Raw genomic sequence first — 14,497 nt, forward strand, 5'->3', positions numbered from 1 at the left:
AAGTTAGTTCATTTCGATGACCTACGGCACAGCGCTAGGGACGCATGATTCCCGTCACCCACATGAGAAAAGCGAGCTCGCTGTCGCGAGACCCCTTCAACGCCAGCTCCGTTTCCGCTGCCGTAGATAGGGCGTCGAGCAATTCTTCCATGCGCCAGCGACGCGCCCACGTAAGATGATTTTTCACTTGCCAGCCCTGCACACCGAGCGTCGAGGCAAGTTGGCTCCCCTGTCCACGTGCATCCAGCGCCTTTGCGATGATGAGCTCACGGATACGCGTCACCAAAAGTGACCACAAGCGCACTTCACTTTTTTCAGGCTGCATTTTAAGCAGCTCGAGGGCCTTGTTCGCATCGCGCGCAGAAACAGCGTTCAAAAACTCCCACGGCTTGACCTGCACGGTGCGCGCAACGTGGCGTTCTACATCGGCAAGCGAGATTTCCGGACCCTCAATCATGGCTGCGAGCTTTTTCAGTTCGTTATCGAGCATGCGGGTATTCTCACCTGCACGGGCGACAAGCGCTTCCGCCGCGTTAATCGACATGCGCTTACCATGCGTTTGCGCCATCTTGACTACCTGCGGAGGCATCTCCCATGCTTTTTTAAGCCCGCAATCTATCACAGCTTTCGACCCGAGCTTGGCAATCGCCTTATACAGACGCGTGTTCTTCGCAAGCGATGTCGCAATGACGAGACACACCGTCGTTGAAGACGGATTCGCAAAGTACTCGACCAGAGGCTCGCTCACCGTCTTGGGCAATTTGTCGCAGTTTTCCAGGATAACAAGACGGAAATCCGCGCCCATGGGAAACGTATTGAGCGAAGCGATGACATCATCGATCTGCGGGTCTTTTGCCATATCGCGCACATCGATATTAAAGTCCGCCATACCGGTCTTCTCAAGGCGGGCGCGCATGCGCTCGATTGAACGCACGCGCTTCAGTTCATCCGCCCCAACAACAAGATATCCCGGCAAAAGTTGCTGTTCAGCCATAGCTTCACCTCCGCTCACTCATGTGCAGTATCTACACTCGGCTCATTCTACCCTCTCGCCATTCAACCGTCCTCCTTTCCCTCTTGGCTACTTCAAAATCTCTGAACGCTCCGTCGTGACGCGCGGGCCTGTTTCGCCTGGATAAATGACGATATCCCCAACATCTTTCGTGCATAAAAACAAAGCGCCTGCATCTTTGGCGAGCTGGACACACGCCCTGTCCGGATGTCCGTATGAGTTGTCTTCGCCGGCACTTGCAACGGCGATTTCAGGTTCCAGCACGTCCAGCAGCTCTCCGGTCAACGAAACCTTCGAGCCATGATGCCCCACTTTAAGCACATCAATATCGCCGACCTCATCCGCAAATACTGCCAGCTCTTCGCACTCGGCATCTCCCGTCAAAAGCATGTCGAGCGTCTTGCCTGCTCGTTCATATGAAACACCGAGACAAACTGAATCGCAGTTCTCCTCGCCATCAACGGGAACATCTGGCCACACCATGGTGCATGCAAAAGCGCCCACATGTACGCAGTCGCCCTCAGCAAGTTCAGCTTTCTCTATCGTCCGCTCTTCCAGCTCCTCGGGCATAGCGGCAAGCGCCCCTTCTGCCACGATGATGCGATCAACGGGAATCGAATCGAGTATGTCAGGCAAACCTCCCCAGTGATCGCGATCCCAATGCGTCACGACCACTGCGTCCAAATGCATCACATAATTGCGTGTAAGCGCAATAGCAGCCTGTTCATCGACACCTGCATCTACAAGCATGGTATGAGGCCCGTCTCGCAACAAAATGGCATCCGCTTGCCCAACATCCAAAACAACGACTGAAGGCGGTGCGAATAGCAACCAACGCACCGTGTTCCCAAGCAACAACGCCCCAACAAGTGAAAACGCAATCGCCATCGTGGCGCGACTCACATCTTTCCATGCGATATACGCCAGTACGGCAAAACCATACGCGACAATCGGTAACCACCAACTTGCTTCAATCTTCACCGACGCATATGGAATCCGTGAAAACATGTTTGCGAGAAAGATCGAAACACGTGCCAGAGTGTCGGGGATCACCAGCATGCAGGCGCCAAACGGCAGCAACGCCGCGGGGGTGACCAGTAGCCCCACAACCAGCAAGGCACTCATGACCGGACCAACCACCACGTTTGCCAAGGGGGCCACAACCGACATCTCCCCAAAGACCGGAACGGTCAATGGGAGCGTCGCCCATTGCGCAACCAGCGTGAGCGAGAGCGGTTCGGACATCACGCTCGGAATACCCAGTTGTTCCAAAAGATGTGCAACATATTTGCCAAATACCAGCAGGAATAAAACGCTCAGCGCAGACAGTTGAAAGCCCAGATCGTAGACCGTGCCTGGATTGCAAACCATCAAGACGCATATCGCCCACGACAATCCTGACAACGGGTGAGCACGGCGTTTGAAAAGGGTCGTGGCCATACTCGCTGCGACCATCACCACCGAACGTATCGCAGAGGGGGCGCAACCGGTAAACAACACATACCACACCATCACGCCAAGCACCACAAAGCGCGTTAAGCCACTTCCCCACCGTGTCTTGCGCAAAGCCGCCTCGAGCAGCATCGAAATGAACGCCAGATGGCTTCCGGATACGGCAACGAGGTGAGAAAGACCGCAGCGCGCAAATGCCTCGTTCGCCTCAGTTTTGTTCAGCTCTGTCGTCCGTCCGCAAATCGTTCCTGCAAGTAACGCTCGCGCATCAGTCTGTCTGGGATCTATCGCGGTGAGGAGTAAGGAGCGTAGTCCGTCCACGCCGTGCAAAAAACTGCCGCCATCAGCGTTGATCACCCGCACTACCTGTAGATGGGCCACCTCTCCCTTCATGAATCGGCTTCGCGCCCATTCATCGTCGCCAAGCGGCTTCAGCCTGCCAACCACTCTGAGCTTAGAACCCGCCTCAAACGCTTCATCCGCCGTAAAACGAACCGATGCTCGATACCGTCCCGACACTCCGTCCAGCACGTCGGCAGTCGACGAAATCCCAAATTCTCCGATGCTTGGGTCACCTTTCACCACAAGCGTGCACGAGCCAATCGAGACGCCCCCAAGCGAGCGAGCGTGTCCCTGCCATCTCAACAACCAAACAGACGCCGTCACACAACCCACGAGCATACCTACGCCCACGCAGCAGAGAACCTTATAGGCCTCCTTCCAGCGAACTTGATTGCATAATCGCTCTGCAGCTCCCATTCGTTTTCTACACATCACTCCAAGGGCGAGGACAAGAAATCCCAGCACAACAAGCGCGCCGATCTGACCGACAGGAAGAATGCACGACATGGCGCGCCAACGCCACCCCTCATTCAGCACAAGTGCGGCAGACCCGCATAATCCCAGGGCACCGAAGGCAGTCGGAGGCACATAGGGCCGCGGAGGTAATTCCAATTTCCCCGTACGCATGCGCCATCACACGCAAATCGATGCTTTGAGCTTCTCAAACTTCTTTTCACCGATGCCGCTCACCCGCATCAAGTCCTCAGGGGATGCAAATGGACCATTCGCTTCGCGATCATCGACAATGGATTGCGCGGTCGAAGGCCCGATTCCCGGCAGCGTATCGAGCTCCTCCACATTCGCTAGGTTAATATTCACCAGCGATGAACCGGATGTTACGCTTGATGCTCCTCCAGATGCACTACCCGATGCCCGTGTCGATATGTCCTCACCTTCGTGAGGAACGTACACTTGTTGTCCATCCACAAGCTTTGCCGCACGGTTCACGCTCGACACGTCCGCATCGCTTGAAAGACCACCGGCAGCATCTATCGCATCTTGAACGCGATCCCCCTCACGCAATTGAACAACCGAAGGACTTTCAACCGCCCCCGCAACATCTACAACAATGACATCACCCTGCGGGGACGAGACTTCTTCATCATTCTTATCGTCAGATTCCCCTGCCTCACGCTGTCCCTTAGATGTAGCTTCGGCATCATCTGCCGTATCGTCACTTCGCAGGTTCACGCGCTCAATCTCAATACCGCCTGCATCCACTGCCTGCAACACGCCAAACAGAGCCGAACCAGCAAGTAACCCCACAACTAGTGTCAACGCCACCAAAAGCATAGGACGTTGCCGTAACGTTGTGATCAGCCGACGCTTTTTCTCTTCCCCTCGTTCCAGCTGTGCCATCCAACCACCTCCATCTCTATAGTGCCAAGATGGAATGTGCCGGCGGCAAACAAAAACAGAAAGTGGAATGCGACCTTACGAGTTAACCCCTCGTCATCTAAAATCGCAGGTAAATGTAGGTAAATTAAATAAAAACCCCTTGGCCCATGCAAATCACGAGGAAGGCATGCACCAAGGGGCAATTATCAACGTACAGCTGGAGTATTCGGATTACTTCTCGAGCAATTCCTCATCGTCAAACGTCTTGTCACTATGATTACGAACACGAGTCTCACGTGGCGCAAGCACTTCGTGACGCGCCTTCATCGCACGAGGACGATGGTACACCGGGGCATCGAAATCGACGTATTCGACCGAATCGACCAAATGCTCGATCATCGCCTCATGGTCGAACATCTCCCACGCCTCATGCACTGCATCGAGCTTGGCATGCGTTTCGGGACGACGCGGCATAAACAGCGTGCAGCAGTCGGGAGCAGTCTGACACGAGATGTCATACGTGCCGATCTGCTGAGCACGCGCGATAATCTCCTGCTTATCCGAACCGATAAGCGGACGGAAGACGGGAATATCCACGACCTCATTGACTGCCATGATGTTCTCAAGCGTCTGCGATGCCACCTGGCCAAGCGATTCGCCGGTCACGAGTGCCTTGGCGCCTTCGAGCTTTGCAATACGCTCCGCAACGGAGTACATCACGCGTCGATACATGATCACCCGCAGGTCAGAGGGGGTTTTGAGCGAAATCTCACGCTGACAGTCACCGAACGGCACCACGTACATGCGGCCAATCTGCACCGCGGGAGCCAGCTCGCGAATAATATCCTGGCAGAGATACTCGCTCGTATCCGCCGTCTGCGGGCGCCCGGAAAAATGCACGGGAACCGTCACCGCACCGCGGCGAGCCAACAGCCACGTTGCAACCGGAGAATCGATACCCGAGCTCAACAGCGTCACAACCTTGTCGGCAGACCCCTGCGGCAAGCCTCCCACACCGCGGATGCTCTTGGCGTACACGTAGACGCTTCCCTGCACCACGAGCACGTGCACCGTGGCATCGGGATCCTTCATCTTGACTTTTTTATCGGGGAACGCCAAACAGAGCGCCTCGCCCACCTGCTGGTTCAAATCCATGCTGGTAAGCTCGTAATCTGTATTGGAGCGGCGCGAGGCAGCTTTAAACGTTTCAAACGACCCAAACTCACGCAGAGCCTCGATGGCCGCCTTGCAGTACTCAGCCGGTTCACGATTGGTGTGAAATGCCAGAGAGCATCGGGCGACACCCGGAACCTTGGCAATCAGCGGCATAGCGGCTTCGGCCTCGCCACGCTCGGAAAACGTCACCAAAATATGACCGGAAATGCGCGTGATGGTCGCAACGGAAAAGGCGGCCAAAGCCGCCTTGATTGAATCCATGAGCACGTGCTCGAACCGGGAGCGGTTCTTGCCCTTGAGCCCTATCTCATGATAATGAACCAGGCAAACACGACTGGCCACTTATTCCTCCGTGGGATCGATGTGGCTCAGAGCGTTCGCATAACGCTCGTGATCGTAGGAAATCGTGCCATCCACAATCTCCTCCATCGCCATGGAAATGGTGTCCTTGCCGGAGAGCATCACGGTGATGTCATCGGTATCCTGGACGGTCAACACACGATTGTGCTGGCCACGCAGCATATTGTTGATATCGCAGGCGCGCTGGGAGGCAAGCGAAGCGAGAAGGAAGCGATTGTGATCGGTCTTCTCGAGCAAATCGTCGATAGCAGGCTTCACAACAGACATTAGCAAGCATTCCTTTCATGAGCGTTTAAGACGACGAGGAGCTCGTCGGTAGCACGGTCGAGATCGTCGTTGACCACGATGTCGTCGTAACGGTCGCGCAGCTGCATCTCGCTCTCAGCAGTATGCAGACGCAGCGCCAATGACTCTGGAGTCTCAGAGCCACGGCCGATGAGGCGCTCTCTCAAAACTTCGAGCGAGGGTGGCTCGATAAAAATGAGAACAGCCTCCGGGAAGCGCTCCTTAACGGCAAGCGCACCCTGAACGTCAATCTCAAGAATGAGGGATTGGCCCGTGGCCAGATTGCGATCGACCTCGCTGGCAAGCGTGCCGTAGCGGTGATCATGCACCTGCGCCCATTCAACGAAATCCCCCGCCTCGATGCGGGCGGAGAACTCATCGTCGGTCAAAAAATAATAGTTCACGCCGTCGATCTCGCCGGCGCGCGGCTCTCGCGTGGTAGCGGAAACCGTCAGACCCAGGTCGGTACGCACCGCGCGCACGCGCGCGACCAGCGTACCCTTCCCTGCGCCTGACGGCCCGGAAATCACAAAGAGCTTTGGCTCGGTGAGGCTCACTTACTTGGTAAGCTGCTCGAGGAGCTGCTCGCGCTGACGGACACCGAGGCCCTGAACGCGACGGGTGGCGGAGATACCCAGCTCGTCCATAATCTTTGCGGCCTTGGCCTTGCCATAGCCGGGGAGAGACTCGATGAGCGTGGAGACCTTCATGCGGGAAGCAATCGGATCGTCGGAGTTGAGAACAGACTCGAGGGAAACGGAACCCTTCTTGATCTGCTCGCGGAGCTCGGCACGAGCGTGACGGGCGGCAGCGGCCTTCTCAAGTGCAGCCTTGCGCTGCTCATCGGTGAGCTGAGGAAGCGCCATTTGAACCTCCAAATAATAGGCTTCTTCTTACATGTCATTGGTTCTCTACGTGTTGTTACGTGCAGATTCGAACCTTCAACGGCATCATAGCGTAGTCTAACGTGGGGCAAAGTGCAAGCATGTCGGGCAAAACCTGCACTAAAACCCCCGTATTCGCGCATTTTTTGCAATATACGCGCAGCTACAGGGGTCGCTTCATCGTTACTCCACGCCCGCTACAAGCTCAGAGACAATCGCCTCGTACGCAACGACGGGATCATCGGCACCGGTGATGGGACGCCCCACCACGATGTGGCTTGCTCCGCGCTCGATGGCCTGGGCGGGCGTCGCCACGCGTGACTGATCGCCAAGTGCGGCGCCTGCGGGGCGCACGCCCGGGGTGACAATCCATGCATCCGGACCCAACAGCGTGCGCATGGACTCGGCCTCCATAGGAGAGCACACGATGCCGTCGATACCGTTATCCTGCGCCAAGCGTGCCAAACGAGCCGCCTCATCGGCCACCGCGTCAGTCACGCCGATTTCGGCCAAGGCATCCTGATTCATGCTCGTAAGCACCGTGATGGCAACGAGGTTGGGGCGATCGCCACGCACCTCGGCTGCCTGTTCGGCGCCCTCGCGACATGCCGCAAGCATCGCACCGGAGCCCAAGCCATGGACGGACATCAAGTCAGCCCCGGCAAGCGCCGCGGAACGCGCAGCTCCACGCACCTGATGCGGAATGTCATGGAACTTCAAATCGAGGAAGACCTTGAATCCGCGCTCCTTAAACGCCTGCACGATCTGCGGACCTTCAGCATAAAAGAGGGTCATACCCACCTTGAGCCACTGCGCATGGCCCTCAAGGGCATCGGCGAGCTCCATGGCGCGGTCGCGGTCGCAGTCAATCGCGACGATAATGCGATCGCGTGCATCGGACTCTAGCATTCGAATGCTCCAATCAGCTCGTTGATGTCAGAAACTCCCTGGCTTTCCGCCCACGCCTCAAGCTCGTGCAGGATGCGGACGGATGCATCGGGCTCGATGAAGCTCGCCATGCCAACCGACACGCAGCACGCACCCGCGAGGATGAATTCGGCCGCATCCTCGCCGGTCATAACGCCACCGACGCCGCAGATGGGGATATTGACGGCCTTTGCGGCCTCCCACACCATGCGCACGGCAATCGGATGGCAAGCCGGACCGGAAATGCCACCCGTGGGCTTTGAGAGCTTGGAACGGCGCGTATGCACATCGATGGACATGCCGGAAATCGAATTGATGATCGTTAGACCATCAGCGCCTTCCGCCTCGAGGGCACGGGCGATCTCGGGCACGCGAACCGGGGCCATTTTCACAAACAGCGGCTTGTCCGTCACCTTGCGGCAAGCGCGCATGACGCCCGCAGCCCCTTCGGGCGTGGAGCCGCAAGCGGCACCGCCCGCGGCGATGTTGGGGCAGCTCACGTTGATCTCAAAGCCAGCAGCCCAGGGACACAGCTCCACGAACATCTCGAGCGCACGGACATACTCCTCGGTAGAGTGACCGGCGACCTGGCAAATGACCTGCGTCCCCTTATCGGTGAGGTCGGAGAGCCACGGACCGTAATCGCGAGCAAACGCCTCGACGCCCGGATTCTGCAAGCCTACGGAGTTCATCATGCCGCCGCGAACCTCGGTCATGCGAGGGGCGGGATTACCGGGCCATGGTTCGGCTGCGCATCCCTTGGTCGTAATGGCGCCGAGCTGACTCACATCCATGAGCTCGCTGAACTGCCAACCCTGACCAAACGTTCCCGAAGCGGTGTTGATGGGGTTCTTCATCTGCACGCCGCCGAAGTTGACGGCCATATTCACCTTGCTCACCAAACCACCACCTTGGTCGCATCGAACACCGGTCCGCACATGCAGGCGCCCTGCATGCCGTCCGTGGTCTCCACATTGCAGGTGCTGCAGGCACCGAAACCGCAGCTCATCATGCGCTCAAGCGAAGCCTCGCACGCCACGCCCGCCGCAGCCGCCGCATCGGCGACCTCGTGCATCATGACGCCCGGACCGCAGGTGGCAACGTAGTCGTACGCGCCCGTGGCAAGGAGCCGCGAAGCCGAATCGGTGCAAAAACCGTGCTCCCCCGCCGTACCATCGTCGGTGGCGACGCACACGTTCTCGCAGCCCAGGGCCTTAAAGTCCTCAACGCCCACGAGTTTGTCGGCTGTCGCCGCGCCAATGCAGGCATCGACGGCGATACCACGCTCCATCAGGTCACGCGCAAGGCACAGCACGGGCGGAACGCCGATGCCGCCGCCTACCACAAGAGCGCGCTTGGTACCCTCGGGTGCGGTCCAACCGTGACCACCGGGGCCCAGCAGATCGCTGGTAGCTCCAGGCGTCCAAGCGGACATGCGACGCGTGGCGTTGCCCACCACGGCATACCAGATCTCGACCGTTCCGTGCTCCGGATCTGCCGACACGTAGCTCAGCGGAATGCGCAAGAGCTCGAAAGCGTCACCCGGTACGCGGATATTCACGAACTGACCGGGTTTGAGCGCACGTGCGAGCCTAGGGGCCGAAATAACAAGCGAGAAGATGCCGTCGGCAATCTTCTCGTTTGAAATGACCTCGAAGTCATGCATGCGCGCGGGTGAAGGATTTGGCATGTGTATCCCCTCTCCCTTGCAAAATGTTGACAGAGACAATGGGCGCGCAGCACGGGCCAATCTTGTCGCCGCACCGCGCGCCCCTTGAGGCTATGTTAGCAAACAACGCCCTCGGCGAGCGTGCGCTTGCCGCCCACGAAGACATCCGTGGCGCGGCCGGTAAGCTCGGCACCCTTGAAACCGGAGTTCTTGGCGTGGCTGACGAACTCGTTCTCGTCGACCGTCCACGTGGCATCGGCGTCGAACACGGTGATGTCGGCGACGCTGCCCTCGGCGATGGTGACGGGCTCGAGGCCGAGAATCTCACGCGGCTTGGAGCTCATGAGCTCGACCATGCGAGCGTAACCCATCTTGCCGGTCTTGATCAGGTTGGTGATAACCAGGGCAAGAGAGGTCTCCAGACCGATCATGCCGAAGGGGGCGAGCTCGAACTCGCGGGACTTCTCCCAGTCGGAATGCGGGGCGTGATCGGTCACGATGGCGTCCACCGTGCCGTCGAGCACGCCGGCGATCAGCGCCTCGGTATCGGCAGCGGTGCGCAGCGGCGGGTTGACCTTGTGGCAGGTGTCATACGTGCCGTCGAAGACCTCCTCGGTGAGGAAAAGGTGATGCGGCGTGGCCTCGCAGGTCACGGGCAGACCCTTGGCCTTGGCGGCGCGCACATACTCGAGGCCCTTGGCCGTGGAGATGTGCTGGATGTGCAGCTTGGCACCGGTGAGCTCAGCGATCTGGATGTCGCGGGCGATCTGGATCTCCTCGCCCTCCGCCGGCCAGCCGAGCAGACCGAGACGGGTAGAGACGACGCCCTCGTTGATCTGGCCCTCGCCGACGAGGTCCTCGTCCTGGCAGTGGCTCATGAAGACCTTGCCGAACATCTTGCCGTAATCCATGGCACGACGCAGCATGCCGGCACCCTGGACGCCGCGGCCGTCATCGGTGAAGGCGACGGCGCCGTGGGCGACCATGTTGCCCATCTCGGAGATGACCTCACCCTTGAGGCCCTTGGTCATGGCACCGGAAGGATACACGCGGCAGTGGCCCTTGACGGCGGCAACGGACTTGACGTACTCGATGACCACGCCGTTATCGGTCACAGGGTCAGTGTTGGGCATGGAGCACACACCGGTGAAGCCGCCCTTGGCAGCGGCAGCGGTCTCGGACTCGATATCGCCCTTGGCCTCGTAACCGGGCTCGCGCAGGTGGACATGCATATCCACCAGGCCGGGTACGAGGTACTTACCGGTGAGGTCGAGAACCTCGGCACCTTCGGCGGTGAGACCCTCGCCTACCGCGGCGATCTTGTCGCCGTCAACGAGGACATCCATGATGCCGTCGAGCTCGACAGCCGGGTCGACGACGTGGGCATTCTTAAGAAGCAAGGCCATTATCGGCACCTCCAAGCAGCAGATACAGGGCAGCCATGCGCACGCAGATACCGGCGTAGACCTGGTCGATGATGACCGAGCGCTCCGGATGGTCGGGCATGTAGGAATCGAACTCGACGCCACGGTTGATCGGGCCGGGGTGGCAGATGATCGCGTCGGGCTTCATGAGGCGCTCACGGGCCTTGGTGAGGCCGAAGAGCTGGTGATACTCGCGCAGGCTCGGGAACGGAGCGCCCTCGAGGCGCTCGCGCTGGATGCGCAGCATGTAGACCACGTCGAGATCGGGTAGGACGTCGTCCAGGTTATAGGCGATGTGGTCGGCACCGAGAACCTCGGGCGCGGGCGGCATGAGCGTACCGGGAGCCACGACGGTGACCTCGGCACCCATGATCTTGAGCGCAGGGATGAGGGAACCGCAGACGCGGGAGTGTCCGATGTCGCCCACGACGCCGACCTTGAGGCCGTCGAAGCTCCCCTTGCGCTCCCAAATGGAGTACAGGTCGAGCAGGGCCTGAGTCGGGTGGCCGTGCTTACCGTCACCGGCGTCGATGACGACGGCAGGGCTGGCCTGGCTTACGATGTAGGGCGCGCCGGCGTGGCGGTCGCGCACGACGATGCAGTCGATCTTGTAGGCGTCGAGCGTCATGACGGTGTCGATGAGGCTCTCGCCCTTCACCGTGGAGGTGGAGGAGCCACCGAAGTTCAGAGTATCGGCGGAAAGGCGCTTCTCAGCGAGCTCAAAGGAGGAGCGGGTACGCGTGGAAGGCTCGTTGAACATATTGACGATGGTCTTGCCCTTGAGGGTGGGGACCTTCTTGATGGCACGCTCGTTGACCTGAGAGAAGGCCTTGGCGGTCGTCAGGATCGTCATGAGCTCCGAGTCGGAATACTCGGAAATGTCGATCAGGTGCTTATGGTTGTTGAACATGGACTACTCGCCTCCCAGCGGCGCGGAGCCCACGCGGGAGCCCGGCTCGACATCGAAGATCTCGACGGTGGTGCGACCGTCGACTTCCTGCAGATACAGGCGGACGTTCTCGTTGTGTGCGGACGGAACGTTCTTGCCCACGAAATCAGGGCAGATAGGCAGCTCGCGATGACCGCGGTCGACGAGCACGGCCAGCTCGACGCGGCTGGGGCGACCCAGGTCCATAATGGCATCGAGAGCGGCGCGGATGGTGCGGCCCGTGTAGAGGATGTCATCCACGAGGACAATGCGCTTGCCATCGACGTTGAACTCGACCTTGCTGGCGTGCACTTCGGGAGCGAAGGTAGCGAAGTCGTCACGGTAGAAGCTGATGTCCAGGCTTCCGAGCTCGACGCGCACCCCCTCGATACGCTCGATTTCGTCCACGAGTTTCTTGGCGAGCAGGTCGCCGCGGGTCACGATGCCGACAAGCGCGAGATTCTCAACGCCCTCGTTCTTCTCGACGATCTCGTGCGCAATGCGCGTGATCGCACGGCTGATGGCGGTTTCGTCCATGATGACCGCCTTAGGTGAAGACATGCCCATCAAACTCCTTCCTTTGTGCCATGGCCGTGTTCCAATAGGCCCAACAGCCAAAAAATAATGCCCGACCGCGTCACGCGATACGAGCACACCCACGAAGACTCCGAGTCAAGAGCTATGTTTTCCTTGCGGGTATCTCGTACCACGATTAAAGGTCTAACCTATTGTACACAGATAGTTGTCGCATGCACACAAACTTTTGGCTTCCTTTCGAACTGCACAACGAAAATGCACTCGTTTTTAAGAAGCACAGGTCAAATGCCGTATTGGCAATCTCTCAAATTTTTTAGAAAAAATAGGTTGCACATATGAACCCATGTCGTATAATGAACTCCGTTGCGCACGCGCAGCTACATATTCCTCGATAGCTCAATGGTAGAGCCCGCGGCTGTTAACCGCGTTGTTGTAGGTTCGAGTCCTACTCGAGGAGCCAGAACTTCCACCCGCCCCCACCGGCGGGTTTTTTATTTACTTTCAATTGAATGACATCCAATCAAAGCCAGCTCAAATCAAAACACCCAATCGAATTCCGTTGCTTTTTCGCACTTTTCAGCCCGTTTTCACCCCTCAAATGCCGAAAAACCAACGGAATTCGCAGTGCGGAAGAAATGGCGCGCAGAAGAGGCGGCACACGTACGCAAAAAATGCCGTCGCGTATAAATGGTGCGCTCCGCGTTTGTTGCGTGTACACAAAAAAGCCGCACCCGGAGGTGCGGCCTTACCAGCAACTTGACTTGAAATACAATTCGGCGACAAACCTGAAACCCAATGTAGCTCAACAGCCAGCTTAGCTCTCGATGTAATCCTTGAGCTTACTGGAACGGCTGGGATGACGCAGCTTAGCAAGCGTCTTGGACTCGATCTGGCGAATGCGCTCGCGCGTGACACCGAACTCGCGACCGACTTCCTCAAGCGTGCGCGGATGACCGTCGGCAAGACCGAAACGCAGCTCGATAACCTTGCGCTCACGATCGGCAAGACCGTCAAGCACCTGTTTGAGCTGCTCCTGCAGCATCGAGAAGCTCGCGGCATCGGCAGGCACCACAGCCTGGGAGTCCTCGATGAAGTCTCCAAGCTGGGAATCTTCTTCCTCGCCGATAGGAGTCTCGAGACTCACGGGCTCTTGGCTGATCTTTTGAATCTCGCGCACGCGATCGGCGCTCATATCCATCTCAGCACCGATCTCCTCGGGAGTCGGGTCGCGTCCGAGGTCCTGAAGCAGCTGACGCTGCACGCGAACGAGCTTGTTGATGGTCTCGACCATGTGCACGGGGATACGGATGGTGCGCGCCTGGTCGGCAATAGCGCGGGTGATGGCCTGGCGAATCCACCACGTGGCATACGTGGAGAACTTGAAGCCCTTCTCGTAGTCGAACTTCTCGACCGCGCGAATCAGGCCGAGGTTGCCTTCCTGAATGAGGTCGAGGAACAGCATGCCGCGACCGACATAGCGTTTGGCGATGGAGACGACCAGACGCAGGTTGGCGGAAATCAGCGCCTGTTTGGCATCCAGACCCACCTGCTCCACGCGCATGAGGCGACGCATCTCGGCGCGGGAGAGCTCCAGCTCACCGGCCTCCTGGCGCTCGAGCTTGTCGGTGGCGTCGAGACCGGCCTCGATCTTCATGGCGAGGTCGACCTCTTCGGCGGCGTTCAACAGGTCGACCTTGCCGATCTCCTTGAGATACATACGCACCGGATCGCCGGTAAGCATAACCGTGGAGGCATCGATTCCGCGAACACGCGAGCGGCTGCGCGTGGTGCGCACCGTGCGGGCCTTCTTCTTCGACTTAGTGGAAGCCATCTCGGCATCAGCCTGCTTGGCCATCTTGAGGTCATGGTCCTCGTCGCTCTCATCGCGATCGGGATCGTCGACGTCCATGACATCGTTGTCATCATCGTCGACAGAGAGGGCAGGCTCATCATCCTCGCCGGCAGAGACAATCTCAACGCCGCGGTTGCGCAGCGCCTGATAGATGGAACTCAGCTGGGCATCGGTGACATCGACATCTTTAAGGGCGATTTGGATGTCGTCCTCAGTAACGGATCCCGTCCTTGACCCTGCATCAACGAGTTTTTCAATCGTGGGGTCCAACTCAGATCCGGTGCTTTGAGTCTTTTTTGGCACAGATGCTC

The 14,497-nt window shown here is 58.5% G+C and carries 14 protein-coding genes and 1 tRNA gene; 1 reads left to right on the forward strand and 14 read right to left on the reverse strand.

What is annotated here, in order from left to right; genetic code table 11:
* Positions 1 to 34: 34 nt before the first annotated feature.
* From holA to pyrR, 13 genes are all read right to left on the reverse strand, one after another.
* Complete coding sequence (gene holA / locus C1711_RS01930) at positions 35 to 994, reverse strand: DNA polymerase III subunit delta (RefSeq protein ID WP_102337549.1); 960 nt, start codon at positions 992 to 994, stop codon at positions 35 to 37.
* Between the two features lie 87 nt (positions 995 to 1,081).
* Entirely contained in the window at positions 1,082 to 3,313 is a 2,232-nt protein-coding gene (locus tag C1711_RS01935; RefSeq protein WP_159060022.1) for a DNA internalization-related competence protein ComEC/Rec2, read from the reverse strand.
* A gap of 126 nt (positions 3,314 to 3,439) precedes the next feature.
* Positions 3,440 to 4,165, reverse strand: coding sequence for a ComEA family DNA-binding protein (locus tag C1711_RS01940; RefSeq protein WP_102337551.1), 726 nt, complete (start codon positions 4,163 to 4,165; stop codon positions 3,440 to 3,442).
* Between the two features lie 210 nt (positions 4,166 to 4,375).
* Positions 4,376 to 5,662: a tRNA uracil 4-sulfurtransferase ThiI gene (thiI, locus tag C1711_RS01945; RefSeq protein WP_102337552.1), complete on the reverse strand. Its 1,287-nt coding sequence runs from the start codon at positions 5,660 to 5,662 to the stop codon at positions 4,376 to 4,378.
* A complete protein-coding gene (locus C1711_RS01950) occupies positions 5,663 to 5,947 on the reverse strand; it encodes a DNA-directed RNA polymerase subunit omega (protein WP_102337553.1) in 285 nt (94 codons plus the stop codon).
* A complete protein-coding gene (gene gmk, locus C1711_RS01955; RefSeq protein WP_102337554.1) occupies positions 5,947 to 6,522 on the reverse strand; it encodes a guanylate kinase in 576 nt (191 codons plus the stop codon). Before gmk ends, C1711_RS01950 begins: the two co-directional genes overlap by 1 nt.
* Positions 6,523 to 6,831 carry an integration host factor, actinobacterial type gene (gene mihF, locus C1711_RS01960; RefSeq protein WP_102337555.1) on the reverse strand — a complete coding sequence of 103 codons (309 nt, stop codon included), beginning with the start codon at positions 6,829 to 6,831 and terminating at the stop codon, positions 6,523 to 6,525.
* 201 nt (positions 6,832 to 7,032) lie between these two features.
* Positions 7,033 to 7,758, reverse strand: coding sequence for an orotidine-5'-phosphate decarboxylase (pyrF, locus tag C1711_RS01965; RefSeq protein WP_102337556.1), 726 nt, complete (start codon positions 7,756 to 7,758; stop codon positions 7,033 to 7,035).
* Positions 7,752 to 8,660 carry a dihydroorotate dehydrogenase gene (locus C1711_RS01970; protein WP_199824873.1) on the reverse strand — a complete coding sequence of 303 codons (909 nt, stop codon included), beginning with the start codon at positions 8,658 to 8,660 and terminating at the stop codon, positions 7,752 to 7,754. Before C1711_RS01970 ends, pyrF begins: the two co-directional genes overlap by 7 nt.
* An 11-nt stretch (positions 8,661 to 8,671) precedes the next feature.
* Positions 8,672 to 9,442: a dihydroorotate dehydrogenase electron transfer subunit gene (locus C1711_RS01975; protein WP_102338524.1), complete on the reverse strand. Its 771-nt coding sequence runs from the start codon at positions 9,440 to 9,442 to the stop codon at positions 8,672 to 8,674.
* Between the two features lie 119 nt (positions 9,443 to 9,561).
* Complete coding sequence (locus tag C1711_RS01980; RefSeq protein WP_102337557.1) at positions 9,562 to 10,851, reverse strand: dihydroorotase; 1,290 nt, start codon at positions 10,849 to 10,851, stop codon at positions 9,562 to 9,564.
* Complete coding sequence (locus C1711_RS01985; RefSeq protein WP_102337558.1) at positions 10,835 to 11,779, reverse strand: aspartate carbamoyltransferase catalytic subunit; 945 nt, start codon at positions 11,777 to 11,779, stop codon at positions 10,835 to 10,837. The genes C1711_RS01980 and C1711_RS01985 overlap by 17 nt, the downstream gene beginning before the upstream one ends.
* Before the next feature lie 3 nt (positions 11,780 to 11,782).
* The gene (pyrR, locus tag C1711_RS01990; RefSeq protein WP_102337559.1) at positions 11,783 to 12,364 is read right to left on the reverse strand and encodes a bifunctional pyr operon transcriptional regulator/uracil phosphoribosyltransferase PyrR; all 582 of its coding nucleotides are present in this window, start codon (positions 12,362 to 12,364) and stop codon (positions 11,783 to 11,785) included.
* Between the two features lie 355 nt (positions 12,365 to 12,719).
* On the opposite strand from pyrR, the gene C1711_RS01995 reads away from it, so the two are divergent.
* Positions 12,720 to 12,794: transfer RNA gene (locus tag C1711_RS01995), tRNA-Asn, on the forward strand.
* Between the two features lie 354 nt (positions 12,795 to 13,148).
* Here C1711_RS01995 and rpoD read toward each other — a convergent pair.
* Positions 13,149 to 14,489 carry an RNA polymerase sigma factor RpoD gene (rpoD, locus tag C1711_RS02000; protein WP_102337560.1) on the reverse strand — a complete coding sequence of 447 codons (1,341 nt, stop codon included), beginning with the start codon at positions 14,487 to 14,489 and terminating at the stop codon, positions 13,149 to 13,151.
* Positions 14,490 to 14,497 lie beyond the last annotated feature (8 nt).

This window comes from Collinsella provencensis (assembly GCF_900199705.1).
Classification (GTDB): domain Bacteria; phylum Actinomycetota; class Coriobacteriia; order Coriobacteriales; family Coriobacteriaceae; genus Collinsella; species Collinsella provencensis.